This window comes from Delftia acidovorans NBRC 14950, assembly GCF_001598795.1.
GTDB lineage: Bacteria > Pseudomonadota > Gammaproteobacteria > Burkholderiales > Burkholderiaceae_C > Comamonas > Comamonas acidovorans.
In genome coordinates, this window is record NZ_BCZP01000027.1 from 31,974 (window position 1) to 57,838 (window position 25,865).

Annotated in this window: 29 protein-coding genes; all 29 read left to right on the forward strand. The window is 66.7% G+C overall.

Going from position 1 to position 25,865, the window contains the following annotated elements; all coding sequences use genetic code 11:
• The first annotated feature begins 5 nt into the window (after window positions 1-5).
• Entirely contained in the window at window positions 6-212 is a 207-nt protein-coding gene (locus tag DA1_RS24695) for a DUF3311 domain-containing protein (protein ID WP_034390877.1), read from the forward strand.
• Between the two features lie 13 nt (window positions 213-225).
• Window positions 226-1,608, forward strand: coding sequence for a sodium:solute symporter family protein (locus tag DA1_RS24700; protein ID WP_013803838.1), 1,383 nt, complete (start codon window positions 226-228; stop codon window positions 1,606-1,608).
• Window positions 1,609-1,621: 13 nt separating this feature from the next.
• On the forward strand, window positions 1,622-3,286 hold the full coding sequence (locus DA1_RS24705; RefSeq protein WP_034390879.1) for an amidohydrolase: 1,665 nt from the start codon (window positions 1,622-1,624) through the stop codon (window positions 3,284-3,286).
• Window positions 3,283-4,257 carry a CobW family GTP-binding protein gene (locus DA1_RS24710; RefSeq protein ID WP_034390880.1) on the forward strand — a complete coding sequence of 325 codons (975 nt, stop codon included), beginning with the start codon at window positions 3,283-3,285 and terminating at the stop codon, window positions 4,255-4,257. Before DA1_RS24705 ends, DA1_RS24710 begins: the two co-directional genes overlap by 4 nt.
• Before the next feature lie 342 nt (window positions 4,258-4,599).
• Complete coding sequence (locus DA1_RS24715) at window positions 4,600-4,866, forward strand: flagellar biosynthetic protein FliQ (protein ID WP_034390882.1); 267 nt, start codon at window positions 4,600-4,602, stop codon at window positions 4,864-4,866.
• A gap of 11 nt (window positions 4,867-4,877) precedes the next feature.
• A complete protein-coding gene (locus DA1_RS24720) occupies window positions 4,878-5,705 on the forward strand; it encodes a flagellar biosynthetic protein FliR (protein WP_080736801.1) in 828 nt (275 codons plus the stop codon).
• Window positions 5,705-6,787: an EscU/YscU/HrcU family type III secretion system export apparatus switch protein gene (locus DA1_RS24725; protein ID WP_034390885.1), complete on the forward strand. Its 1,083-nt coding sequence runs from the start codon at window positions 5,705-5,707 to the stop codon at window positions 6,785-6,787. Before DA1_RS24720 ends, DA1_RS24725 begins: the two co-directional genes overlap by 1 nt.
• A complete protein-coding gene (gene flhA / locus DA1_RS24730; protein ID WP_034390887.1) occupies window positions 6,784-8,883 on the forward strand; it encodes a flagellar biosynthesis protein FlhA in 2,100 nt (699 codons plus the stop codon). Before DA1_RS24725 ends, flhA begins: the two co-directional genes overlap by 4 nt.
• Before the next feature lie 37 nt (window positions 8,884-8,920).
• Window positions 8,921-9,709, forward strand: coding sequence for a flagellar hook-basal body protein (locus DA1_RS24735; protein ID WP_034390890.1), 789 nt, complete (start codon window positions 8,921-8,923; stop codon window positions 9,707-9,709).
• Window positions 9,710-9,826: 117 nt separating this feature from the next.
• A complete protein-coding gene (gene flgG, locus DA1_RS24740; protein ID WP_034398242.1) occupies window positions 9,827-10,621 on the forward strand; it encodes a flagellar basal-body rod protein FlgG in 795 nt (264 codons plus the stop codon).
• Between the two features lie 5 nt (window positions 10,622-10,626).
• Window positions 10,627-11,658, forward strand: a complete 1,032-nt coding sequence (locus DA1_RS24745) for a flagella basal body P-ring formation protein FlgA (RefSeq protein WP_051940548.1) — start codon at window positions 10,627-10,629, stop codon at window positions 11,656-11,658.
• Entirely contained in the window at window positions 11,655-12,254 is a 600-nt protein-coding gene (locus tag DA1_RS24750) for a flagellar basal body L-ring protein FlgH (protein ID WP_080736802.1), read from the forward strand. The genes DA1_RS24745 and DA1_RS24750 overlap by 4 nt, the downstream gene beginning before the upstream one ends.
• A 13-nt stretch (window positions 12,255-12,267) precedes the next feature.
• Window positions 12,268-13,392, forward strand: coding sequence for a flagellar basal body P-ring protein FlgI (locus tag DA1_RS24755; RefSeq protein ID WP_034390896.1), 1,125 nt, complete (start codon window positions 12,268-12,270; stop codon window positions 13,390-13,392).
• A gap of 24 nt (window positions 13,393-13,416) precedes the next feature.
• Complete coding sequence (locus tag DA1_RS24760) at window positions 13,417-13,809, forward strand: flagellar basal body protein (protein ID WP_034390898.1); 393 nt, start codon at window positions 13,417-13,419, stop codon at window positions 13,807-13,809.
• A gap of 11 nt (window positions 13,810-13,820) precedes the next feature.
• Window positions 13,821-14,237, forward strand: a complete 417-nt coding sequence (gene flgC / locus DA1_RS24765) for a flagellar basal body rod protein FlgC (protein WP_034390900.1) — start codon at window positions 13,821-13,823, stop codon at window positions 14,235-14,237.
• Entirely contained in the window at window positions 14,234-14,572 is a 339-nt protein-coding gene (fliE, locus tag DA1_RS24770; RefSeq protein ID WP_034390902.1) for a flagellar hook-basal body complex protein FliE, read from the forward strand. Before flgC ends, fliE begins: the two co-directional genes overlap by 4 nt.
• 28 nt (window positions 14,573-14,600) lie before the next feature.
• Window positions 14,601-16,172, forward strand: a complete 1,572-nt coding sequence (gene fliF, locus DA1_RS24775; protein WP_255288190.1) for a flagellar basal-body MS-ring/collar protein FliF — start codon at window positions 14,601-14,603, stop codon at window positions 16,170-16,172.
• Window positions 16,169-16,789: a hypothetical protein gene (locus tag DA1_RS24780; protein WP_155294179.1), complete on the forward strand. Its 621-nt coding sequence runs from the start codon at window positions 16,169-16,171 to the stop codon at window positions 16,787-16,789. The genes fliF and DA1_RS24780 overlap by 4 nt, the downstream gene beginning before the upstream one ends.
• Window positions 16,789-17,685, forward strand: a complete 897-nt coding sequence (locus tag DA1_RS24785; protein ID WP_034390908.1) for a FliH/SctL family protein — start codon at window positions 16,789-16,791, stop codon at window positions 17,683-17,685. Before DA1_RS24780 ends, DA1_RS24785 begins: the two co-directional genes overlap by 1 nt.
• Complete coding sequence (locus tag DA1_RS24790) at window positions 17,682-19,187, forward strand: FliI/YscN family ATPase (protein ID WP_080736803.1); 1,506 nt, start codon at window positions 17,682-17,684, stop codon at window positions 19,185-19,187. The genes DA1_RS24785 and DA1_RS24790 overlap by 4 nt, the downstream gene beginning before the upstream one ends.
• Complete coding sequence (locus DA1_RS24795; RefSeq protein ID WP_034390910.1) at window positions 19,184-19,708, forward strand: hypothetical protein; 525 nt, start codon at window positions 19,184-19,186, stop codon at window positions 19,706-19,708. The genes DA1_RS24790 and DA1_RS24795 overlap by 4 nt, the downstream gene beginning before the upstream one ends.
• Before the next feature lie 140 nt (window positions 19,709-19,848).
• Window positions 19,849-20,880 (forward strand): hypothetical protein, encoded by a 1,032-nt coding sequence (locus tag DA1_RS24805; protein ID WP_051940553.1) that lies wholly within the window; start codon window positions 19,849-19,851, stop codon window positions 20,878-20,880.
• Window positions 20,877-21,275, forward strand: coding sequence for a flagellar hook assembly protein FlgD (locus DA1_RS24810; protein ID WP_034390912.1), 399 nt, complete (start codon window positions 20,877-20,879; stop codon window positions 21,273-21,275). The genes DA1_RS24805 and DA1_RS24810 overlap by 4 nt, the downstream gene beginning before the upstream one ends.
• Window positions 21,276-21,300: 25 nt before the next feature.
• Window positions 21,301-22,473 (forward strand): flagellar hook protein FlgE, encoded by a 1,173-nt coding sequence (locus tag DA1_RS24815; protein WP_034390915.1) that lies wholly within the window; start codon window positions 21,301-21,303, stop codon window positions 22,471-22,473.
• 30 nt (window positions 22,474-22,503) lie between these two features.
• Window positions 22,504-23,373, forward strand: a complete 870-nt coding sequence (locus tag DA1_RS24820) for a FliM/FliN family flagellar motor switch protein (RefSeq protein ID WP_155294181.1) — start codon at window positions 22,504-22,506, stop codon at window positions 23,371-23,373.
• A gap of 7 nt (window positions 23,374-23,380) precedes the next feature.
• The gene (locus tag DA1_RS24825; RefSeq protein WP_080736805.1) at window positions 23,381-23,785 is read left to right on the forward strand and encodes a FliM/FliN family flagellar motor switch protein; all 405 of its coding nucleotides are present in this window, start codon (window positions 23,381-23,383) and stop codon (window positions 23,783-23,785) included.
• Complete coding sequence (locus DA1_RS24830; protein ID WP_034390919.1) at window positions 23,782-24,198, forward strand: flagellar biosynthetic protein FliO; 417 nt, start codon at window positions 23,782-23,784, stop codon at window positions 24,196-24,198. The genes DA1_RS24825 and DA1_RS24830 overlap by 4 nt, the downstream gene beginning before the upstream one ends.
• A complete protein-coding gene (fliP, locus tag DA1_RS24835) occupies window positions 24,195-24,944 on the forward strand; it encodes a flagellar type III secretion system pore protein FliP (protein WP_230590721.1) in 750 nt (249 codons plus the stop codon). Before DA1_RS24830 ends, fliP begins: the two co-directional genes overlap by 4 nt.
• Window positions 24,945-24,964: 20 nt before the next feature.
• A complete protein-coding gene (locus tag DA1_RS24840; RefSeq protein ID WP_034390921.1) occupies window positions 24,965-25,816 on the forward strand; it encodes a sigma-70 family RNA polymerase sigma factor in 852 nt (283 codons plus the stop codon).
• The last annotated feature ends 49 nt before the right edge of the window (window positions 25,817-25,865 follow it).

The following is a 25,865-nucleotide window of genomic DNA, read 5'->3' on the forward strand; positions in this document are numbered from 1 at the left end:
AAATCATGCTCAAGCTGTTCATCGGCATAGGCATCCCGTACATCGCGGTGATCGGCCTGCTTCCCTGGGTCGCGTCCGTCGATCGCTTCGTGTTCGGCGTGCCCTTCATCTACCTGTGGATCTTCATGTGGTTCGTGCTGACGTCGCTGTGCATGCTCGTGTGCTGGCTGATGTTCGACCGCCACGAAGCCGACGACGTGCAGTCGGCCTGAACGGAGCACCGCCATGACCACCGCAGTCTTTCTGGGCTTCATCGCACTGTCCCTGTACCTGGCCATCCGTTCCCGCACCGGCAAGGGTGCGCAAAGCGTGCATGACTTCTTCGTCGCCTCGCGCCAGTTCGGCGCCTACCTGGTGTTCTTCCTCGCCGCCGGCGAGATCTACAGCATCGGCACCATGGTCGGCTTTCCGGGCGGCATCTACGCCAAGGGGCCGACCTATGGCGTCTGGTTCCTGGGCTACATCCTGCTGGCCTATCCGCTGGGCTACTTCCTCGGCCCCATGATCTGGAAGGCCGGCCTGCGCCACAACGCCATCACCCTGCCGGACCTGTTCAAGGGCCACTTCGGCAGCCGCGCGCTGGAGCTGATCGTGGCCGGCTCGGCCATCCTCTTCCTGCTGCCCTGGGGCCAGCTGCAGTTCACGGGGCTGGTGGCGGCGCTCAAGGGGCTGGGCTGGAACTTCCAGCCGCTGCACCTGCTGCTGATCTCGGCGGGCCTGGCCTTCACCTACATCGCCATCTCGGGCGTGCGTGCCTCGGCCTATATCGCCATCCTCAAGGACATCCTCATGGTGGTGGCCATCATCGCCACGGGCGTGGCCGTGGGCTGGCATGCCGGGGTGGGTGATGTGTTCGCCGCCGCCAGTGCCAAGGTCAGCAACCACATGACCGATACGCAGCTGCGCTTTTCCATGAGCACCATGCTGTTCCAGGCGCTGGGCTTCTACATGATGCCGTTTGCCGTGCAGAACTTCTTCACGGCCAAGAGTTCGCACACCATTCGCCGCACCCAGATCGCCATGCCGCTGTACATGCTGATGTACCCGTTCCTGGTGCTGGCCTCGTACTACGCCATCAGCCAGAACCTGGAACTGGCATCGCCCAACGAGGCTTTCTTCGCCGCTGCCGTGCGCCTGCTGCCCGACTGGCTGCTGGGCCTGGTCGCCGCAGGCGCCGCGCTGTCGGGCCTGCTGGTGCTGGCGGGCATCTGCCTGGCCATCGGCCCCATCGTGGCGCGCAACCTGCTGCCCGGCCTGCCCGAGGCCAAGCAAAAGCAGGGCGCCAAGGTGGTGATCGTCATCTACCTGCTGCTGTCCATCGTGATGACGCTGCTCACCCCCAACCTGATGCTGACCCTGATCAACACCACCTACTACGGCGTGACGCAGTTCTTCCCGGGAATGATGGCCATCCTGTTTGGCTGGCGCATCCGGCCCCTGGCCATTGCCCTGGGCATCGTCTGCGGGCAGGCGCTGGCCATCGTGCTGTACCTGCAGCAACCGGACTTCGGCGGTATCAACCTGGGCTTCATCAGCCTGGCGCTGAACCTGCTGGTCACGGCCATCGTCCACTGCCTGCCGCGTGCTGCACACGTCAAGACCGCCTGAGGGAAACATCCCCATGAACCACGAAACCAGCGAGCGCGTGCGCATCTTCGCGGCGCGCACCATCCTCACCATGAACCCGGCCCAGCCGCGGGCCACCCACGTGGCCGTGCGCGGCGGCACCATCCTCGCGGTGGGCGGGGAGGCCGACATGGCCGCCTGGCCCGATGCCGAACGCATCGACCACCTGCGCGGCAGGGTCCTCATGCCCGGCCTGATCGAGGCCCACAGCCACCTGATGGAAGGCGCCATGTGGGATGCGGTCTACCTGGGCTACTTTGACCGCCGCGATCCCGACGGGCGGCTGTGGCCCGGCCTGCGCACGCTGGACGCCGTGCTGGCGCGCCTGGCCGAGGCCGAGCGTGCCCTGCCCGACGCGCAGGCCACGCTGCTGGCCTGGGGGTTCGATCCCATCCTCTTTGGCAGCAGCCGGCTGTCGGTGCGCGAGCTGGACCGCGTCTCGCGCACGCGGCCCATCGTCATCCTGCACGCCAGCGTGCACCTGATGAATGTGAACTCGGCCATGCTGGCGCTGGCCGGCATCGACGAGGACACCGATATCGACGGCATCCACAAGGACGCCGAGGGCCAGCCCACGGGCGAGCTGCAGGAGTTCGCCGCCATGTATCCGGTACAGAAGGTGATTGGCAGCGCGCTGTCGCTGGCCGCTGCCGAGCAGCGCGAGGCGATCTGGAAGTTCGGCCGCGTGGCCCAGCTCGCGGGCGTGACCACGGCCACCGACCTGGTCAGCGATCTCTCGGCCCAGGGCCTGGCTGCGCTGCGCGAAGTGACGGGCGACGCGGCCTATCCGCTGCGCATCGTCCCGGCCTTTGCGCCGCAGCGCAATCCGGAAGGCGGCGCCGCGCGCGTGCACGCCGCTGCCGCATCGTCGGCCAGCGACAAGCTGCAGTTCGGCCCCGTCAAGTTCATCGTGGACGGCTCCATCCAGGGCTTCACCGCGCGCCTGCGCGCTCCCGGCTACGCGGGCGGGCAGCCCAATGGCCTGTGGCTGATTCCGCCGTCGCAGCTGCCCGCGCTGTTCGAGCCCTTCCACCTGGCCGGGCTGCAACTGCACATCCACACCAACGGAGACGAGGCCACCGAGGTGGTGCTGGATGTGATCGAGGACCTGCTGGCCAGGCACCCGCGCGCCGACCATCGCCACACCCTGCAGCACTGCCAACTGGCCAGCAGCGCCCAGCTGCAGCGCGCCGCGCGCCTGGGAATGTGCGTCAACTTCTTCTCCAACCACCTCTATTACTGGGGCGATGCGCACGCCGGGCAGACCGTGGGTATCGAGTGGGCGTCACGCATGAATGCGGCGGGCACGGCACGGCGCCTGGGCATGGACTTTTCCATGCACTCCGATGCGCCCATCACCCCCATCAACCCCTTGTTCACCGCCTGGTGCGCCGTGCAGCGCGAAACCGCTTCAGGCCGCGTGCTGGGCGAGGCCGAGCGCCTGTCGGTGGACGATGCCCTGCATGCCATCACCATGGGCGCGGCCCGTACCCTGAAACTGGAGCAGCGCGTGGGCAGCATCGAGCCCGGCAAGCTGGCGGACTTCGCCGTGCTGGAAGACGATCCCCGCGCGGTGGCGCCCGCCGCCCTCAAGGACGTGAAGGTCTGGGGCACCGTGCTGGGCGGCCGCATCTTCCCCGCGCCCGGGTCCCAGCCATGAGCACGCCGGCCGCCGCGGCGCAGCGGGCGCCCATTCCCATGGTCGTCGTGGGCGGCTACCTGGGCGCGGGCAAGACCACCTTGCTCAACCGGCTGCTGGAGCGCGCCGATGGCCTGCGCGTGGCCGTGCTGGTCAACGACTTCGGCGAGATCAACATCGACGCCGCCCTGATCCGCACACGCAGCAGCGACGTGCTGCAGCTGGAAAACGGCTGCATCTGCTGCTCCATCGGCGGGCGGCTGGCCGAGGCCCTGGCCGCCGTGGGCGTGCGGCCCGACCGCCCGGACCTGCTGGTCATCGAGGCCAGCGGCGTCTCCGACCCCGTGCGCATCGCCCATGTCGGCATGCTCGACCCCGCACTGCAGCTCAACGCCATCCTGGTGGCGGTGGATGTCCAGGACGTCGATGAGCAACTGTGCGACCCGCTGGTCGGCGACATGGTCCGCCGCCAGATCGCCGGCGCGACGGCGCTGGTGCTGACCAAGGCGGATCTGGTGGAACCATCGAAGTTCGATAGGGCAAAAAGCCGCCTCGCCGCTCTCGCCCCCCACACCCAGGTGCTGACCGCGCAGCATGGCGACATTCCCATGGCTTTGTTCCTCGATGCAGTTCCCCGGCCGCGCCGTTCGCAGGGTTTGCTGGGAGCGGGCGGCGTCTGGCAGGGCGCCGCCAATGGCATGGCCGGCATAGGCAGCTTCTCGTACACCACGCACCGATGCTTCGACAAACAGCGGCTCAGGCAAGCGCTGCGCACCCTGCCCGTGCCCCTGCTGCGTGCCAAGGGCATCGTGCGGATGGCGGACCACTGCAGCGGCCAGGAAATCCATTGGGTGGGCGGGCGACTGCGCGTCACAAAGCTGCCTGTGGCACAGATCCGCGAATCCGCCTTGGTTTTCATTGGCTGCTTTGGCGACGAAGCGCGGCAACTTCTGTGCAAGCACTTGGACAGTGCGCTGGTAGAGGCTGATTAGGGCGCCTTATCTAAGGGCACCCAGCGGACGCGCCGTGTGCATGGCGGGGGCACGTCAGGTTGGGGGCAAGGCTGGATAAGCCCGTGTGGAAAAGAAGGGCTTTTTGAGCACCTCAAAGATAGCTTGCTACAAGAAAAATAGCTGCCGAGTCAATTAACCATTGACTTTGGACTCCACGTTCGACTGAAGCATCTAGGTGCAACAAGTGAGCGCGCCTATCAGATAGCTCCTGTTTTCCTATGTCTGCCTGGTTTTATGTTGTGTATAAATGTAGAATTTTTGAAAAATTCAATTGACCGCAGATTGTGATTGAGTCATCCAAGGCACACTGCAAGGTGAAGCATGAGTGCTGACTTGGCGTTAAAAATGATGTCGGACCTGTTCTGGACGGGTCTGATCGTATGTCTCCCGATACTGGGCCTGACCATGCTGACCGGATTGCTCATCAGCGTGGTGCAGGTGGTCACGCAAATCCAGGAAATGTCGCTGACTTTCGTTCCGAAGCTGTTCGTGGCTGCCGTCGTGCTGATCGTGTGCGGCCCCTGGATGCTGAAGAAACTGGGGCAGTTCGCAACCCAGCTCTGGACGCGCATTCCGGCGATGTTCTGAATCCCCACGATATGGATTCCCTGCCGCATCACTGGCTGCCGGCGATCGCTGGCACCTGGCTTCACGACGCGTGGTTAAAAGCTTTTCTTCCCTCGTTGCGGTTGGCTGTCGTGCTGGCAATGACCCCCGTGCTGTATGCCATGCCCATTCCCGGGCGCGTGCGTGCGCTGCTGGTGATCGGCCTGTCCTGGACGATGGGGCAATTGCTGTCGTTGCCACCGGCAGCGGCCGCACTGAGCATGGGTGGATTGCTCCAGGCGGCATGCGTGGAGGTGGCGCTGGGCATTGTGCTGGCGTTGGGCGTGCTGCTGGCATTCGCAGCCTTTTCCCTGGCGGGCAATCTTCTCGATGTGCAGATCGGGTTTGGCATTGCGCAAGTGTTCGATCCCGTGGGTAACAAGGCCGCGCCGCTGCTGGTGTCGGCATTCAACTATGTGGCCGTAGTCGGCTTCGTGCTGATCGATGGCCATCACAGCCTGCTGCGGGCCCTCGCCTACAGCTTCGAGCTGTTTCCGGCCGGTGCGAACTGGCCATTGGTTCTCGCCTCGGGCCCCGTCTTCAAGCAGGCCAGCGGGATGTTCATTCTTGGATTTGCGCTGGCCGCCCCTGTGGTGTTCTGTATTTTGCTTGTGGAGTTCGCCTTGGGCCTGGTCGCCAGAAATCTTCCGCAGATCAATATGTTGGTACTGGGCATTCCGGCCAAGATCGTTGTCGGGTTTGCCGTGATGTCGCTGTGGTTTGCAGGAATGGGCGGCGCCATGAACCGGGTCTACATGGGAATTTTCGACATGTGGGCGGCCGTCTTTCTCACTGCGTCCCATGGGGCGGGAGCGCGCTGATGGCCGAGCAGGATCTGGACCGCAATGAGACGGCCACCCCTTACAAGCTGCAAAAGGCCAGGGAAAAGGGCCAGGTTTCCAAGAGTTCCGACGTGGTGTCGGCCCTGGTGTTCACGGTTGCCGTTGCCTACCTCTCGTGGCAAGGATGGGATATGGCGCTTCGCCAGTTCCGGCTTGACCAGTTGCTGGTCATTCAAAGCTCTGCGGCCGGCCCCGGCGCTGAAATGCTGTGGCCCCTGATTGCCGGCATGCTCAAGGAAGCATTGGCCTGGCTGGCGCCGTTCGCGTGCACCGTGATGATTACCGCGGTGGTCGGCAATGCGATGCAGACGGGGCCGGTTCTCTCGGTGGAGCCCGTGGTTGCCGATTTCAACCGCCTCAATCCTGCCAATGGCATCCAGCGCGTGCTGTCCATGCGAGCCCTGTTTGACGCAGCCCGCGCCTGCGTCAAGCTGGGTTTGCTGATCGCAGTCGCCTATTTCTCTCTCAAGGACCTGGCGCCCCAGTTCTACAGCCTTTCCGGCCTGTCACCCCAGGGCTATCTCAAGACGCTGATTGCCGACCTGGGCAGCCTGGGTTTCAAGATGGCATTGCTGATGGCCATCATCGCTGCTGTTGACTGGGTGTTCACGCGCCGCGAATTCGCCAAGAAGATGCGCATGAGCAAGCGCGAAGTCAAGGATGAGCACAAGCAGCGCGAGGGCGACCCGCGGGTGAGGGCGCGACTGCGCGACTTGCAGCGTGAGGCGCGCAAGCGCAGCAAGGCCCTGCACCAGACCCGCAATGCGGACGTAGTGCTCACCAATCCCACGCATGTGGCCGTTGCGCTGCGCTATGTCCATGGAGAGATGGACTCGCCTCAGGTCGTTGCCAAGGGCGCAGGCCATCTGGCGGCGGCCATGCGGCAGATCGCCGCCAGGCACCGCATTCCTGTCGTGCGCAGTCCTGCGCTGGCTCGCCGCCTGTTCAGTGAACTCGATGTGGAGCACCACGTGCCGCCGCACCTGTTTGCCGATGTGGCCCGCATCATCGTGTGGATCTTCGCCATGCGCGAGCGCTCGGCGGCGGGGGCTGCGCCATGAAATCCCTGCAACGCTTTTTCGGCAGGCACAGCGATGTGGCCATGGTCCTGCTGGTGCTCGGTGTGCTGGTGGTGCTGTTTGCGCCCATCCCCAGCGGACTGCTGGATTTCCTGATCCTGACCAACTTCAGCTTCGCCTTCCTGATCCTTCTGCTGACCTTCTACATGGCCAGGCCGGTGGAGTTTTCCACCTTTCCGTCCCTGCTGCTGATCGCCACCTTGTTCCGGCTATCGCTCAATGTGGCGGCCACGCGGCTGATCCTGTCGGATGGAGACGCCGGACGTGTCATCGGCGCCATTGGCGCCTATGTGGTGGGGGGCAACTATGTGATCGGCCTCATCGTCTTCCTCATCCTCATCGTGGTGCAGTACGTCGTGGTCACGAACGGCGCGCAGCGCATCTCGGAAGTGGCGGCGCGATTCACGCTGGACAGCATGCCGGGGCAGCAGATGAGCATCGATGCCGACCTGAACATGGGCTTCATCGACCAGGCAGAGGCACAACGGCGCCGCAAGAACATCGAGAAGGAAGCCGGCTTCTATGGCGCCATGGATGGCGCGAGCAAATTCGTCAAGGGCGATGCCATCGCGGGCATCATCATCTTGCTGATCAACATCATCGGCGGCCTGGTCATCGGGGTGATGCAGCACAAGCTGCCATGGGCGCAGGCCCTCAAGACCTATTCACTGCTGACCATAGGCGATGGCATCGTCACCCAGGTCCCGGCGCTGATCATTGCCGTGGGCACCGGCATCATCGTGACGCGCTCGGCCTCGGACGGCAACCTGAGCCAGGAGGTGCTGCGCCAGATCACCTCCTTCCCCAAGACGCTGCTGCTGGTGGGTGCCGCGCTGACCGGCCTGCTGTTCTTTCCAGGAATTCCAGCCCTGCCGACTTTGGTGCTGATCGCTGTCGTTGCCGCAGTGGCGTGGGTGGTCTACCGCAACGCCAGCAACTCCGCCGAGGATGGCACGGCGCCGGCCGATGCGCAGGATGCCGCACAGCCAGCCGATGCGGCACAGAAAGGGGAGGATGACCCCTATGCGTCGCTGCAGGTGGAGCCCATCGAAGTCCATGTGGGCAGCGAGTGGGCGGCCCTGGTCAGCCAGCCCGGCAGTGTCCTCATGGATCGCATTGCCACCTTCCGCAAGCAGCATGCCCAGGACCTGGGCCTGGTCCTGCCGCGCGTGCGCTTCAAGGACGTTGCGCGGCTGGGGCAGGACCGGTACGAGATCCATATCGACGGCGTGGTGTGCGGGCGTGGCGAGGCGCGGGCCGACCGCCTGCTGGCCATCCATCCGACCGGCAGGACCGATGGAATGCCCGGGGAGCCCACGCGGGACCCGACCTACGGCCTGCCCGCACTCTGGATCGAGGAGCACCAGCGCGCCGCCGCCACGGTCGCCAAGTTCACGCTGGTGGACGCGCCCACTGTCTTCATGACGCATCTGACGGAAGTGCTGCGACGCGAATCGGCCACGCTGCTGACGCGGGCCGAGGTGGACCGGCTGCTCAATCGCGTGCGCCAGAACCAGGCCAGCCTGGTGGAAGAGTTGATTCCGACCGTGCTGTCCGTCAGTGACGTACAGCGTGTGCTGCAGAACCTGTTGCGCGAGAAGGTGTCGATACGGCATGTGGAAGCCATCCTGGAAACCTTGGCGGATGCCGGACGCCAGACCAAGGACGTACTGCATCTGACCGAGATGGTGCGTCTGCGCCTGGGTCACGCCATCTGCCAGGGGCTGGCGGGCGAAGGCGCCGCCCTGCATGTCATCACGCTCGACCCGGCCATAGAAAGCCAGCTGCTGCAAGGCCTGCAGTCCGCGCAGGCCGGCCTGCGCGCCGACGACGGCGCGGCCGCCCCGGCGTCCTTCGCGCTGGAGCCCAAGCTGGCTGAACAAATGATGCTCAAGCTCATGCAGCAGACCGAGCGGATGATGAAAAGCAATCTGCTTCCCGTGCTGTTGTGCGCCCCCGAGCTGCGCCGGCATGTACGCCTGCTGTCCGAGCGGATGATGCCCCACCTGCGGGTGCTGTCCATGGCCGAGGTGCCCCAGGCCATCGAGCTCAAGTCCTATGCCGTCGTGAGCCTCTAGCGGCACGCATCCTCCCATTCCCATTGCTCCCCAGACCATGCAAGAAGTACTCGCCCTCGCGCTGCAATCCATGCAGCAGGACATGCAGCGACTGGACCGGACAGGCCTGAACCTGGCCAATGCCCTGACGCCGGGCTACCAGCGCGAGGTTGTCTCGGCGCGGCCTTTGCGGCTGGGCACTCCCTCGTTTGCCGCGATGGTCGGCACGGCAGCCGCCGCCGCCGTCGCCGAGAACGCGCCGGCTGTGTCACCCCATGCGCCTGCTGCCGGTCTGCTGGTGCAGACCGACCACCGTCCCGGCACGCTTCGCTCCACGGGGCAGAACCTGGATGTCGCCCTGGCTGGCGCAGGCTATTTCGAGGTGAGCACGCCCGGTGGACCGGCCTACACGCGCCAGGGCAATTTCAGGCTCGACGCACAGGGGCGCCTGGTCACCGCCCAGGGCCATGCCGTCATGGGGCGAGGTGGCGAGATCCTCCTTCAGTCAAGCCAGGTGCGCATCGATGCCCAGGGAAACATCTTCGACGGGGATGGGGTGGGCCGCACGGACAGACCCGTCGCGCAGTTGAAGGTGGTCGAGATGCCGCAGCCCTCGCAACTGCGGCGCCTGGGCGAAGGTCTCATGTCCATCGATGGCCAGCCCGGACAGCTTGCCGATGCCGATATCCGCATACAGCAGGGCTTTGTCGAGAACTCCAACGTCAGCTCCATGCACGAGATGGTGCAACTGATGCAGACCATGCGGCATTTCGAGTCCATGCAGAAGGTGGCGCTGGGCTATGACGAGATGACCGGCCAGGCCATACGCAAGCTGGGAGAACTGTGATGGCACATCTTCGCTGCGGTTGTTCCGCCTGCTTCGGCAGCCCGGACTCCGGCAAGCATCCGTTTTGCAAGACGCGCCAGGTCATTGCACCTGGCCAATTTCTGGAGGCAGATTTCCATGTATGACGCTTTGTACATCGGCGCGACCGGCATGCAGGCGCAGCAGCTCAACGTCGAGACCATCGCCAGCAATCTGGCCAACGTCAACACGGCAGGCTACAAGCGGTCGCGGGTCAGCTTCTCCGATCTGGTCGCCCTGGATCCGGCACGCCGCACGGCGGCCCTGGCCGGGCCCGACGCGGGCCTGCTTGCGCCGGTGATGCGCATGGGCGCCGGGGTGGGCGTGGCGGGCATCTCCAAGCTCTTCGACGCAGGCGATATCAAGAAGACCGACCTGCCCATGGACATCATCGTTCAGGGTGAAGGTTTCTTCGAGGTACAGACACCCGATGGAACTCCCGCGTACACACGCGGCGGCACCTGGACGGTCAACCGGGACGGCAACCTGGCCACATCCGCAGGCCTGGCCCTGAAGCCGGCAATCGCGGTTCCAGACGATGTGCAGGCGCTGGTTGTGCAGCCCGATGGACGCGTGCAGGCACGCGTGGCCGGGCAGCAAAGCCTTGCGGACCTGGGCAAGATCGATCTGGTCCGCTTTGCCAATCCCCAGGGCCTGGCTGCGCAGGGCGACAACCTGTACCGCAGCAGTGCCGCGTCGGGCGAGGCACTGCTGGTGCGTCCGGGCGAAGAGGGCGCGGGCCACATTGCGCAGGGCTACCTGGAGGCCTCCAACGTGAAGATGGTGGACGAGATGGTCAACCTGATGCTGGCCCAGCGCACCTATGAGGCCAACACCAAGATCGTCCAGGCCGCCGACGACATGATGGGCATGGTCAACGGACTGCGGCGATGAGGCGGATGCAGGCTCTCTTGCCCGTGGCCGCGCTGGCGACTGCGTGCTGCGCTCCCGCCTGGGCGGTGCCTGCGCAGGCGTGGCTGCGCGTTGAGCTGCGTCCTCAGGTGACGGTGCAGCATTCCAGCGTGCGGCTTGCAGACATTGCGGTGCTGACCAGCTCCGACCTGGGCATGCTGCGCCGCGCGCTGGCCATACCGCTGGGACAGGCTCCGCGCCCGGGAGAAAGCGCCGTGCTGGAAAGCGAGCGGCTGGGCTACTGGCTCAGAAGCCGCACAGGACTCAGAGAGGACCAGATCGACTGGCGCGGGCCCCGCCAGACGGCCATCGTCACGGCCGTGCAGGAGATTGCGGGCGAGCAGGTGGCTGCCCAGGCGCAGGCTGCACTGGCCGAACACCTGCGGTCAATGGCCCGGCAAAAGGGCCTGGTCCTTTCACGCCTGGACATCGATCCTGTGGCCCTGCCCTTGTCCCTGGAGGTGCCTGTGCAGGGGCGGCGCCTGCAGGTGCGGCCCCTGAACGCGACACGGATGGGCCCGCGCATGCTGGTCTGGGTCGATGTGTTCTCGGGTGATCGCCATGTGCGGGCCATTCCCGTGCGATTCGAGGTGGCTGCCTTTGCCCGGCTTCCCGTCGCCTCGCATGCCATGCCGGCCGGCTCGCCCGTGCAGGCCGACGGCATGGAAATGCGCGAGATCGATGTGACCGCAATGCTAGGCCTGTCCGGCCTGTCCGCCTTGCCCGGGGGCGTTCAGGTGGATGCATCGGCTGGAGCCGATGCAGACCCGCCCGTGCTGCGCCGCGCGCTGCAGGCAGGTGACGTCGTTTCTGCAGACAGCCTGCTGGCCAGGCCTGCCGTGGTGCGGGGTGAATGGGCCAGCCTGGTGACGCGCCAGGGACCGCTGTCGCTGGAGAGCCGGGTGGAAGTCCTGCAGGACGGACAGCCCGGGCAGATCGTGCGTGCCAGGCCGGCCAATGCGACGGGGGTGCTGTCCGTCCGCGTGGTGGGCCGGGGCCAGTTGGAGTTGCAACCATGACGACGGCAATCAAGATGACGGTGAAAGCCAGGGCCGCAGTCCTGGCGTGGGCCATGGCAGCACCGCTGGGTGCGCTGCATGCCGAGAGCCTGTTCCAGGAGCAGACCTTCAGGCCCTTGATGGCCGACAACAAGGCATTTCGCGTGGGAGACGTGCTGACCGTGCAGGTGTTCGAGAACTCCAGCGCAACCACCTCGGCCGATACGGGCACGCGCCGCCGCAACGCCTTGTCTGCCGACCTTTCCCACGGCAGCGGCAGCGTGGCACAGACGGCAGCGGGCCTGGGTGGCACCTTCGACGGCGGCGGACGCACCCAGCGCACCAACCGCGTGCTGGCCACGCTCACGGTTTCCGTGCAGGAGGTGCTGGCCAACGGCGACCTGCTGGTGGGCGGGGAGCAGACGCTGACCGTGAACGAAGAGCCGCAGAAAGTGACCCTGCAGGGGCGGGTCCGCCCGCTGGACATCTCGGATGGCAACGTGGTGCTGTCCACGCGCCTGGCCGACGCGCGCATCAGCTACGTGGGCGAGGGCGATCTTGCCGAGCGCAGCCGCCGCCCCTGGTGGCGCAGCCTTCTGGACAACCTGGGGCTTTGACATGGCGTATTGCATGAAGAATTTGTGGAGCTGCGTGCTGGGCGCTGCATTGCTGGCGGGCTTGCAGATTCCCCTGAGCGCACAGGCCGAAAGCGTGCGCGTCAAGGACCTCGGAAAACTGCAGGGCTGGCGCGAGAACGCCCTGGTGGGCACGGGCATCGTCACGGGCCTGGCGGGCACGGGCGACTCCGCCTCCAGCCGGGGTGCGCGCCAGGCGCTGTCCAACGCCATGTCGCAGTTCAACCTGAATATTCCCCCGGAGCAGATCCAGAGCCGCAACGTGGCCGTCGTCATGGTCAGTGCCGCGCTGTCGCCCTTCTCCCGCGAGGGCGATACGCTGGACGTGACCGTCACCTCGGTGGGCGACGCGCGCAGCCTGGTCGGCGGCAGCCTCATGCTCATGCCGCTCAAGGCGGCCAACGGCCGCATCTACGCACTGGCCCAGGGGGCCTTGTCGGTGGGCGGCTACCGATATGACGCCAACGGCAACGTGGTCCAGAAGAACCACCCCACCGTCGGCTCCATTCCTGGCGGGGCGACGGTCGAGGTCGGCGTCACCGCACAGGTGGTATCGCAGGACAACCGCATGACCTTCGTGCTCAACGAGCCCGACTACACCACGGCCGACCGGGTCGCCGAGGCCATCAACCGCCAGTTCGGCGACTCGCTCGCCCAGGCGCGCGATGCCTCCGGCATCGACCTGTTCGTGCCCGAAGGGCAGCGGCGCCGGCTGGTGTCCTTCGTCTCGCGGCTGGAGTCGGTCTTCGTCGAACCTGACCGGCGCGCCAAGGTCGTGATCAACGAGCGCACCGGCACCGTGGTATCGGGTGGGGATGTGCAGATATCCAAGGTCGCCATCTCGCATGGAGACCTGAAGCTGTCCATTCGCAATGAGGTCACTGCCTCGCAGCCCGGCTTCATCGGCGTGGCAGGCGATGGCGTGCGCACGGCGCTGGTGACGAACACCCGCGTGGATGTGGAAGAGCGTCAGGTGCCGGGCTTCGTGTCGGGCAGCACCACGGTGGCCGACCTGGTCCAGTCCCTGGTGAGCCTCAAGACCAATACGCGCGACATCATTTCCATTCTCCGGGCCGTCAAGGCCGCCGGCGCCCTGCACGCCGAGCTGATCGTCCAGTAAACATTTTCCAGGAGGGAGCACCCAATGACCCAGGCAATCGAGGCCGTCACCGTGGCCAGCCTGTCCATGGCGCTGGATGCGGCATCGCTGCGCCACCAGGCCATCGCACGCAACATCGCCAATGCCGGCACCCAGGGCTACGTCCCGGTACAGGCGAGCTTCTCCGGGCAGATGCAGGAAGCACGGCGTCAGCTGGACCAGGGCCAGCTGTTGAGCACGGCGCAAGTCGATGCCATGGCGCAGGAGAGCCTGCGCCTGGAGCCCCGGCGCGATGCGACGGGCCTGCCAGCCAGCGTGCAGCTGGACTCCGAGGTGGCCCAGATGGCGCACAACGCCGTCCACTACCAGGCCCTGCTCAAGGGCCTGTCGCAACACATGTCGCTTTTGTCATCCGCCGTCTCTGACGGCAAGCGTTGAGGAACCTTCGCATGGACTATTCACAAGCCTTCGCCATCAGCGCCAGCGGCATGACGCTGGAGCGCACCCGTGTCGAGGTCGCGTCGCTGAACCTGGCCAATGCCAACACCGTGGCAGGCACCGACGGCAAGCTCTTCCAGCCGCTGCGCGTCGTGGCGCGCACCTCCTTCTCGGAAACCGTGGCCCAGGGGCTGGCAGCGAATCCCGTGGTCTCGCTGGAGCCTACGCAGCAGCCGGCGCGCATGGTGTATGAGCCAGGCCATCCCATGGCCGACGCGCGCGGCTTTGTCTCCTATGCCGGCGTGGATACCGCCACGGAAATGGTCACCATGATGAGTGCCATGCGCGCCTACGAGGCCAATGTGGCCGCGATGAACACGGCTCGCAGCATGGCGCAGAAGGCGCTGGCCATCGGAGGTGGCGCATGAGCACCGAAGCCCTGGGCGCGGTGTCCGCAGCCCTTTCCTCGATCGCCGAGCCTTCGCTGGCCCCTTTGCAAGGCGCCATGCATGCAGGGGACGCTGGTGCGTCCGGTACCACCGGTGCCGGCTTTTCCAGCATGGTCACGCAGGGCCTGCAGCAGGTCAACGGACAACTGCTGGCCAGCCAGGCGGACTTGCAGCAGCTGTCCGTGGGCAATGTGCAGAACCTGCACCAGGTCATGATCCGCCTCGAGGAAAGCCGGCTGGCGTTCCAGCTGACCATGCAGGTGCGAAACCGCCTGCTGGAGTCCTACCAGGACGTCATGAGGATGCAGGTGTAGCCGTCCCTGGGCAGCGCAGGCAGCAGGCTTGCGCGCGCCCCGGATCACACCGCTGAACTTCGCAACGCATCAAGAGCAAAAACACATGACTGAATTCTGGGAGGGCCTGGGCCGAGGCGCTCGCACCAGCCTGATCGCCGGGCTGATCGCCATCGTGCTGGGCACCGCCGCGCTGGCCTGGTGGCTGTTGAGAGCCGATTACCAGGTGCTGTTCTCGGATCTCAAGCCGCAGGACGCGGCTGCCATGAGCGCCGAGCTGGACAAGCTCAAGATTCCCTACCGCTTCGACGAAGCCCAGGGAGCCCTGCTGGTGGACAAGGCGCAGGTCTTGCCGACGCGGCTCAAGCTCATGGGCCAGGACATGCCGCTGCAGGGGGCCGTCGGCTTCGAGCTGTTCAACAACACCGACTTCGGCATGACCGAATTCGCGCAGAAGATCAACTACCAGCGCGCCCTGCAGGGCGAGCTGACGCGGACCATTCTGTCGCTGTCCGAGATCCGTGATGTGCGGGTGCATCTGGCGTTGCCTGAGCAGGGCCTGTTCAAGCAGGCGCAATCGCGGCCCAAGGCCGCCATCACCATCACGCTGCGGGACGGGCAGTACCTCAGGCCCGAGCAGGTCAATGGCATACAGCGCCTCGTGGCGGCCGCCACGCCGGGCATGACGGCCCAGGATGTCACCGTGGTCGACAGGCAGGGCGTGGCGCTGAGCCGTTCGAGCGAGGAAAGCGCCGATGCTGGTGCGGCTGTCGCAGGCTCGGGGCGGCTCGAACTCAAGAAGGACACGGAAGCCCAGCTGGCCCGCAAGGCAGCGGCTGTGCTCGACCGCGCCTTCGGCCCCGGCCAGGCGCTGGCCAGCGTTGATGTCACGCTGAACATGGACCAGGTCCGCATCACGACCGAGGACGTGATTCCTGCCGCCTCCCGCACGGCAGACAGCCGTGGCGTCATCGTCAAGGAGCGCGAATCCGTGCGTGACGGCGGCCAGCCGCCACTCGATGCCGCGCGTGCGGGCAGCGCCGGTGGCGCGAGCACCCAGCGCGAGGTGGACTACCAGGTTGGCCGGCGCGTGGAGCAGGTCGTCAGCCAGGCCGGATCGGTGCGCCGTATCCAGGTCGTGGCCGTGGTTCGCCAGCCGCTGGACGCTGGCCAGGAGGACAAGCTGCGCCGCCTGCTGGCAGCCGCCGTGGGCGCGAGCACGGAGCGCGGCGATACCGTCGTTGTCCAATCCATGCAGGCGCTGTTGCCTGTGAATGCAAATGCGGATGGCGCTGCCGCGCAGCAGCAGGATGAAGCGCCGCTGTCTCCAGGCCAGGCCGTGCAGTCGGTGCCATCGGTGGCGTCGCATGCCGTGCCCAAGGGCCGTGGCCTCGATATCGATCTGCCCTTGCCCGTGCAGGCTGCGGCGGCTGTGGTCCTGTGCCTGGTGGTCGCCCTGTTTGCTGTGAGCGCTGCGCGGGCGAACCGCAAGGCGCCGTCTGCCATGCCCGCAGGCCTGAGCGATGCCGAGCGTCAAGCGGCCCTGCGCAAGCTGCAGCAGTGGATGCATGCCGATGGCGCAGGCCATGCCGCGCGGCCCATGGAAGGGCAGCAGACATGAGCTTTGCCGAACTGGCTTGCGCGCCCCAGACCGATCCGAGAAGAGCGGCTTTGCTGCTGCATGCCATGGCGCCCGCCGATCGCGATTGGCTGCTGGAGCGCATGCCGGCTCCTGCGGGGCAGGCGCTGCGCGGCTTGCTGATCGAACTGGCGGAATTGGGCATACCGCCCGACACCGAATTGCTGGGCAGCGTGCTGAAGGCGCCTCGTTCGCATGAGGCGCTGGCTGCGCCGGCGGTGCACGCTGAGGTCTCCGAGGATGCGTCTTTCCTCATGGCGCTCGATGCCGGCGGCATCGACGCGCTGGTCCGGGCCTGGCAGGGCCAGCCGTCCAGGCTGGTCGCACGGGCGCTGTGCCTGAGGCCCTGGCCCTGGCGACCTCTGGCACTGGAAAAGCTGCCGCTTCCTCAGCGCCGCCGTGTGATGGACCTGATGGAGTCCATGTCGCTGGATGCTCCGGGCGACAACGCCATGGCTGTGGCGCTGATGGCCGCCATGCGCCACTGCTGCGAGCGCGCTGGCGATGCCGTCGGCGCCGTACCCACGGTCCGGCGGCCTGCCGGACGTGGCAATGAGCGTGGCCATGGCCTGCTGCGATGGCTGAAGAGAGGTCTTTGATGCCGGGCGAACCCCTGATCCTGCGCGATGCAGACTGGATGCCCGAGGCGCTGAAGATCGGCAGGCCGCGCAGCGCCGGCGTGGCCGCGTCGATGCCTGCGGCCGCCCATGCGGCTGCGCCGGTCCCGGCCGCAGCGCCTGCGCCTTCTGCCCAGTGGCTGGAGCAGCAGCGCCGCGCCGCCTATGAGGAAGGCCTGAAGGCAGGGCGCAAGGCTGCGGACGCCGAACTCGGGCAGCGCGCCCAGGCGCTGTCCCATGAGCAGGCGCAGGTGCGGGAAGCCACGGCTGCGCTGCAGCGCGAGCAAAAGGAGTTGCAGCAGCGCAGGCAAGCCGGTGAGCAGCAGATGTCGGCTCAGCGGGATTCGCTGCAAACGCTGCTCCAGCAACTGCCGGCGGCCTGGGAGGGCTTCCTGCAGGATGCCGAGGAAGACATGCTGTCGCTGGTCTTTGAGGCGGTCTGCCGCATCACAGGCGAGCAGGCCGTCAGCCGCGACGGGGCGCGTGCCATGCTGCAGCGCACGGTGCAGGCCTGGCATGGCCGTCGGCCCTTGAGCGTGCATGTGCATCCCGACGATCTGGACGCGCTGCAGTCCGATGCGCCGCTGCGCCAGATGCTTTCCGCATCGGGCTTCACCGCCGAGAGACAGACACTGCGCTGGGTCGCCGACCCCGAAGTGCAGTTGGGCGGCTGTCTGCTGCGTTCCGAAGAGGGCGCGCTGGACGCGCGCCTGGAGGTGCAACTGCAAGCCCTCAGGGCCAGCCTGGCGCAGACGCGGGAGGTGCGGCGGGAGATGCAGCGAGAGGGGCAGCGGGAGGGGCAGCGGCAAGTCCAGCACGACCAGACAACTGCTGCAGACGGCGGCCCGTTCAAGCCCGCAGGGGAGGCCGTACGATGACCGTGCCCTTGCCCTTGCCCTTGCCATTGCTTGATGTGCGCGCCATTCTCGGTGAGTACCGCAGCGCCCTGCGCCAGGCCGAGCTGTCCCGGCGACTGGGCCGCGTGCTGCAGATGCAGGGCCTGGCCATCGAGGCGCAGGGGCCTGATGCCACGGTGGGCGAGCTGTGCCGCATCCTGCCGCGCCAGCGACCGGCCGAGCGTGGCGGGAGTCGGCAGGCATCCATGTCGCCCGAGCACGGTGTTCTGGCCGAAGTCGTGGGACTGAGGGGCGACGTGATCACCCTCATGCCCTACGGCAGCATGCAGGGCGTGGCAGCAGGCTCCGAGATCGTGGCGCTGGGGCGCCAGGCGAGCTTCGGCGTCGGGCCCGCACTGCTGGGCCGCGTGATCGACGGTTTCGGGCATGCGCTGGACCAGCGGCCCGATCCCGTGGCGCCGCTGCAGCGTCCGCTGCATGCGGCGCCCATCAATCCCATGCAGCGCCCGCGCATCCACGAGGTGCTGCAGACCGGTGTGCGCTGCCTTGATGGCCTGCTGACCGTGGGCAAGGGCCAGCGCGTGGGCATCTTCGCGGGCAGCGGTGTCGGCAAGAGCACGCTGCTGGGCATGATTGCCCAGCACGTCAGCGCCGATGTCAACGTCATTGCGCTGATCGGTGAGCGTGGGCGCGAGGTACGCGAATTCATCGACAAGCAACTCGGCCCCGAAGGCCTCGCGCGGTCCGTGGTGGTGGTGGCCACATCGGACCAGCCGGCCCTGGCGCGCATACGCGCTGCGCATGCGGCCGTCACCATTGCCGAATACTTCCGCGACCAGGGGCGCCAGGTCCTGCTGACAATGGATTCGGTCACGCGCCTGGCCATGGCGCGGCGCGAGGTGGGGCTGGCCGCAGGTGAGCCGCCCACGGCACGCGGCTACACGCCGTCCGTGTTTGCCGAGCTGCCCCAGCTGTGCGAGCGCTGTGGCACGGCGCCGTCGGGAGGCTCCATCACCGCGCTGCTGACCGTGCTGGTGGAAGGGGACGACATGAACGAGCCCATTGCCGACAGCCTGCGCTCCATCCTCGACGGCCATGTGGTGCTGTCGCGGCATATCGCCCATGAAGGCCAGTACCCGGCGATCGACGTGCTGCGCAGCGCCAGCCGGCTGCTGCCCGACCTGACCACGCCGCAGGAGCGCGAACTGATTTCCGATGCGGTGCGCCATCTCGCCCTGCTGGATCGCAACCGGCAGCTGGTGGACATCGGCGCCTACGAAAAAGGCATGAACCCCGAACTGGACCAGGCCTTGCTGCTGGCTCCGGGCCTGAAGCAATGGCTCAGCCAGGCCGAGGGCGGAATCTCCCGCAGCCAGGCCATGGGCGAATTGCGCAAGCTGCTGTGGCCCGACAGGCCTGCCGTGGAGGCAGGGCCTTTGCTCGCGCCCGCCCCGGCGGCGGCACCGGCCCGGTCACCGGCCAAATTCAGCTTCTCGCTGACCCCTCAGAAAGGCAAGCGATGACCAGAGATGGACAGTCCGCATCGCAATCCGTGCCGAATGTGGACCTGCGCGGCTTTTCCTATGCGCTCACCCCCTATCTGCGCAAGCAGGAGTGGCAGATGGAACGGCTGCAGGCGCGCATGACCGGGTTGCAGCACAGTCTGGCCCAGGCCGAACACGCGTTGCAGGAGCAAGAGGCATCCTTGCAGGCACATGCCGCCCAAATGCGGCAGGCAATGCACTCGCGCCCTGATCCGCTGCTTCACCGCAGGGGGCTGGCTTTCCTGTCAGGCCTGCACGCGCGCATCGATAGCCAGAAGCAGGAAGTGCAGGCTCTGCGTGCGCAGAAGGCCGACCTCCAGGCGGAGTGCCTGGCCCAGCAGCGCAGCATTGACGGCCTGCTGGAGCACAGGACGCAGGCCCTGCATGAATATGCGCTTGAAGCCGGGCGCGCTGCAGCGGCAGAGGCAGACCGTGACTGGGTAGGCCGCTTGGCCATGCGCCAGCCACTGCGTGAATTCCGCGTGGAGCAGTCCGAATGAACAGTCTCGACATTCATTCCGCAGGCCTGCCCGCTTTGCCTGCGCTCCCTTTCGGTGAAAAAGGCGTGGGGCAGGGCGGCGGTGCACCGCAGGATCAGGCACCGACGGGACAGCGCTCGCGTCAGGCCTGGTTGCGGGAAATGGAACGGGCCCAGCTGGCAGGCTGGTTCCAGCCGTTCGGCACGGCGACAGGTGACATTGCGCAGCACAACCCCAAGACGCAGGCGCGCCCCGTGCAAGCTGGTGCGCCAGGTCCTGCTACGCCGCAGGCTGCACAGCGGCAGCCTCAGATGTCCATGCCCGGGCAGGCGCAGGCGCGCCCGGTGGCCGCGGCCGACTCCGGGATCACCCGGACTGCGTCGGCGTCGGGCGCCGCGCCGGCGTTGGCCGAGAAAGCTTCTCCCGGCCTGGCGGCGGCTGGCCGTTCGGGAACGTGGGAGTCACTGTCTCCGCGTTCGGGCCACGGCCTGTCCATGGGCGACTCCTCTGCAGCCGTGGCTGCCTATGCCGCCGCCGGTGCCGACGCGGCATCGGCTGGCGAGGGCGGTGCCCCGGGCCTGGCCAAGGCTGTGTCCGCAGCGGCGTCGCAGCAGGCATCTGCGGCATCGGCGACTGCAGCGGCCCCTGCCGCACCAGAGCACGCGGGCATTCGTCCGCCCATCCAAATGGCGGTGCAGACGGCTGCGCTCTTGTCTGCCTCGCCATCCGCCGCGCTTGCCCTGCTGGCCGTGCGCGACGCCGCGGCCCCTGCAACTGCCGTGCCTGGCGCAGATCGGCCTTCGACCCGTGCGTCGCAATCGCCGGCAAGTCCCTCGGCTGCGTCAGGCCCTGCCATTGCGCGCTGGCAGGGTGCCGCACAGGCACAAGGCATGCGCATGCATGCGCAGTGGACGGAGCGCGGCGTGCAGCTGTGGCTGGGCCTGGACGGCAGCGCCCAGCAGGTGGGGGTGCAGGCGCAGGCCGTCGTGTACTCGCTGCATCGCCTGCTGCGCGACCAGGGCCAGCAGCTCAGCCGGGTGGTCTGCAACGGGCAGGTGGTATTCGATGCTGCGACGGCCCGGGCAGGCGCGGGCCGTGCACTGCATGAGTTTTCAGACCTCTTCGACAGGTATGCCTCGGCCACGCCGGGCATGCCGGCTTTCCTTCCATCCTCCAGCAAGGAGATTTCATGAGCATCGACAGCATCGGCAGCGCCACCACGGGACTGCGCGGCAACAGCCTGGGACAGGAGGATTTCATGAAGATCCTGCTCACCCAGCTGACCTACCAGGACCCCCTCAAGCCCATGGACAACCAGCAGTTCATGGCCCAGATGGCGCAATTCACCAGCCTGGAGCAGACCCAGCAGCTCAACCAGAAGATGGCCACCCTGATCAGCAACCAGGCAGCCCTGCAGTCCGTGGGCCTCATCGGCCGCACCGTGGACATCAACACGGGAGGCTCCTCGCTGACCGGCACCGTGGCCTCGCTGTCGCTTTCGGGGGACTCGCCCTCCATCACCGTGCGCACCAGCTCCGGCGCCACGCTTCAGAACATCGCCCTGAGCCAGATCACCGCAGTGCGGTGAAGCGCTCCCATCCCGAGGACATTCCATGATCGAATCCATCTACGTCGGCATGACGGGCCTGGCCAGCTTCTCGCGCGGGCTGCGTGTCATCGCTAACAACACCACCAACCTCAATACGCCCGGCTTCAAAAGCTCCACGCTGCGCTTTGCCGATGCCTTCTATGCGGGCGGAGGCTATTCGGGCCGCCAGTTCGGCCAGATGGGCTATGGCGTGACGACCACCGGCACGGCCATGTCCTTCAAGCCCGGCGAACTGCGCCAGACCGGCAACGGGCTGGACCTGGCCATGGACGGCCAGGGACTGTTCATGCTCAAGGCCGAGGACGGCAGCATCCGCTACACGCGCGCGGGCCAGTTCCAGTTCGACAAGACCGGCGTGCTCGTCAGCGGCAGCGGAGCCAAGGTCATGGGCGTGGGCACCAACGGCGCGGCGACCGAGATCAGCATCGCCAATCTCAAGACCACCACGGGCAAGGCCACGACCTCCGCCAAATTCACGGGCAACCTGTCGAGCGCAGGCACGGACCAGACGGTCAACGGCGTGCGCGTCTATGACGCGGCGGGCGGCGAGCATCTGCTGACCCTCAAGCTCACCAACACCAATGCCACCACGGCAGGCAGCTGGAAGGTGGAGTTGATGGATGGCACCACCCTTGTCGATACCAAGCAGATCGTCTTTCAGGACGGCAAGCCCACGGCAGCCACCTCCAGGCTGTCCTTCACCTACTCGCCTGCCGGCCAGGCCGCCATGCCAGTGACGCTGGACTTCAGCACCGATGTCACCTCCTTCGCTTCGGGCACCCTGTCCACCCTGGCCTTTGCGTCCCAGGACGGCTATGCGCCGGCGGAACTCAGCTCTGTCTCCTTCGATGCGACCGGCACCCTGGTGCTGACCTATGGCAACGGGCAAACCACCAAGGGCCCCCGCCTGTCGCTGGGGCGCTTCGACACGGTCGATGCCGTGGGCACCGTGGGCAACAACGAATTCGTGGCGCTGGACGGCGGTGCCTGGCATACGGGCGTGGCCGGTGGCGCCTTTGGCAATGTGCGCGCGGGCTATGTGGAAATCTCCAACGTCGATCTGTCGCAGGAGTTCAGCGACCTGGTCATCATGCAGCGCGGCTACCAGGCCAGCTCCCAGGTCATCTCCACGGCCAACGAGATGCTGCAGGAGCTTTTCTCCATGAAGAGCCGTTGATCCATGGTGCGTACATTGCAGGATCAATGCGTGGCTGCAGGTCTGCTGTCCCTGCAGGAATCGGGTAGGGCCAGGCCGCTGCGGGTCTGGAGCGCCCGCCAGAAAGAGAACGTCTGCGACGCCGTGCAGGCCGTGCTGCTCCAGTGGCATGCCGACTGGAGCGTGCATGGCGATGCCCCGGGGGCGCCTGCGGCATTGCGCGTGCAGGACCCCGGGGCCAATGATGGCGAAGGCGTGGACATGCTGGACGAACAGGCCGCGCTGCGCGCTCTGCACGCGCTTCTGTTCGGCCAGCCTGCGGCCGATCCCGACCGGCGCGGTCCGGCAGCACCTGCCCTGGACATGGCTGCAGGGCTGTGCGCACAGGCCTGGCAGTCCTTGACTGGCGGGCTGCGCCAGCTGGCGGGTGCCAGCCTGGGGGAACATCAGGGCTGTGCCCCCGGACCCTGGTCCGGTGCCGTTGTCCTGGCGCTGGACTGGGGCGGGGTGCGCTGGGTGCTACACCTGAACGCATCTGCCGTGGAGCAAGTCCTCGCCTCGTGCGGTGAGCTGGGTACCGGCTCGCGGGATCAGGACGACGGCGCCGTACGCAAACCCCTGGTGCCGCTGGTGCCGCTGGTGCCGCTGGTGCCGCTGGTGCCGCTGGCAAGTGCGCTGCACAGCCAGACGGTGACGGTCCGCCTCGAGCTCAACCCCATATCACTGAGCCTGGGACAGCTGCAATCGCTGGCGCCGGGCGATGTCATCACCTTGACGCACGCGCTGGAGCAGCCTGCCCTGCTGCGACTGCAATCCCGGCAGGGCATGGATGCCGGTGAGCTCCTGTGCACCGGCTGGCTGGGGCAGTCGCAAGGCCGCCTGGGCGTCGAGCTTCAACCCCTTTCCAACACATCTTCCTGAACTGTCTATGTCTTTGCAGAACACGCCGCCGCAAGCTCCTGGCGCGCAATCCATTCCGTCTCCGGCCCCGCGCATGCAGCGCATCGAGCTTGCCGAGCTGGATACTGCTGCCCCTTCCCCGGCTTCCTCTGCGGCACCCCAGCCGCTGGTGCCCAGCCTGCACCCGCTGCACCAGGTCAAGACCACCGTGCAGGTCTGCGTGGGCACTGCCACGCTGACGGTCGGTGAACTGCTGGGCGCCCAGGCACAGCAGGTGCTGGTGCTGGACACGGCTGTGGAGCAGGCCGTGGACCTGCTGGTGGAAGGCCAGGTGGTTGCGCGTGGGCAACTGGTGGCTGTGGGCGACCGCTTCGCCGTGCGCCTGACGGAGCTGCCCACGCCGCTGGGACTTCAAGCCAAGGCACATCCATGACCGTGGCACTGCCGGAGTCCATCCCCCTGCGCCGTGAGCCAGCGCCTGTTCCCGGCACGCCCGCCGAGGAACTGGCGTGGATGGGTGTTTTCATCGTCCTGCTGCTGCTGGTCTTCGTGGCTTGGCGCAAGTGCCGGCCGGGCGGCGCTGCCAGCGAGGGCAAGGCGCCGGCAGCGGGCTGGCTGGGACGGTGGATGGGCAGTCTGCAAAAAAAGCAGGAGCTCCGTACCAGCCTGGTCTCCAGCGCACGCCTGACGCCCCAGCACAGCGTGCACGAGGTGACCTGGCAGGGCAGGCGGCTGCTGATAGGCTGCGCACCCCAGTCCATCGCCTTGCTGGCCGAGGCACCGCTGGATGAGAGCGCGGCGCAGCCAGCCCCGTCCACCAACGAAGGCAAGGACGGCACGCCATGACACAAGCCGCATCTAGCAGCCTGCGTCAGGGCCTGCGCAGGGCCGCAGCCGTGGGCGCCCTGTTGTTCATGGCGGGCGCCGCCTATGCGCAGGCCAGCGGCAAGGCCGGTGCAGCCACGGAGACATCGCAGGCCTTGCGTATCGTCATCGGCCTGACCCTGCTGGCCGTGCTGCCCGCCTTGCTGGTCTGCGTGACCAGCTTCCTGCGCATCATCATCGTGCTGTCCATGCTGCGCCACGCCATCGGCATGAACGAAACGCCGCCCAACACCGTGCTCATCGGACTGGCGCTGTTCCTCACCATGTTCACCATGGCGCCCGTGCTGGAGCAGGTCAACCGCGAAGCCGTGCAGCCCTTCATGGAAGGCCGCGCCGGCATGCAGGAAGGCTTTGCCAAGGGCATGGCGCCGCTGCGCGACTTCATGGTGCGCCAGACGCGCGAGCAGGACCTGGCCCTCATGGTCGAACTGTCCAAGGCCGAGCCGCCCGCGTCCATGGACGACATCAGCAACGTGCAGCTGATTCCGGCCTTCATGCTGTCCGAGCTGCGCGCCGCCTTCCAGATCGGCTTTGTCGTCTTCCTGCCCTTTCTGCTCATCGACCTGATCGTCTCCAGCGTGCTCATGACGCTGGGCATGATGATGATGCCGCCCACCACTATCGCCTTGCCCATCAAGGTGCTGATGTTCATCCTCATCGACGGCTGGAGCCTGCTGCTGCGTGCGCTGGTGGGCAGCTTTCACTGAGGCCTGCGCGCTTGCCCGCCATGGCTGCCGCCGCACCTTCCGCAAGCACGGATCTTCTCCTGGAGGAAGAGGCGCAACTGTGGTCGCGCTGGCGTGGGGCAGGCGATGCGGCGGCCCGCGAGCGGCTGGTGCTGCACTACCTGCCCTTTGCCCGCACCCTCGCTGCCGTGCATTACCGCGGCCGGATCCACGCCGATGTGGAGTTTGACGACTACCTGCAACTGGCGCGCCTGGGCCTGATGGAGTCCGTGGACCGTTACGAGCCGGAGCGTGGCGCCCAGTTCAAGACCTATGTGGCCCATCGCATCCGTGGTGCCTTGCTCAACGGCCTGGAGAAAGCCACCGAAAAAAGCCAGCAGATCGCGGCCCGCAAGCGCCTTCAGGCCGAACGGCTCGAAAGCGTCAAATCTGCGGCGCTGGACGCAGCTGCGTCCCATCCCTGCGATGAAGGCCGAGGGACAACGGCGCGCGGCCCGGTGGCCCGCTCGCGCCAGAGCACCTTGCTGGCCTACCTGGCCGAAGTCGGCATAGGCATTGCGCTGGGTGTCATGCTGGAGGACACCGGAATGGTCGCCGCCGACGGGGAATCCGAAGGCGGGGACGTTGCCGCCGTGGCCGCCTCCCCCGACGTGCTGTACTTCCGAAAGACCGAACTGCAACGCTGGCGGGAGCAACTGCGCGAGGCACTGGCACGGCTGCCAGCCCAGGAGAGCAAGGTCATCCGCTACCACTACCAGCAGGAAATCCCGTTCGAAGAGATTGCCGCCATGCTCGGCGTCTCGCGCAGCCGGGTCTCGCAGCTGCACCGCCAGGGGTTGGGCAAGTTGCGCCACATGCTAGGACAGGGGCCGCCCTGTGACGTCTTCCTCTAGACGCCTGCCCATACCCGCCAATCCCACCACAGCTTCAGCCCCCGTGGCT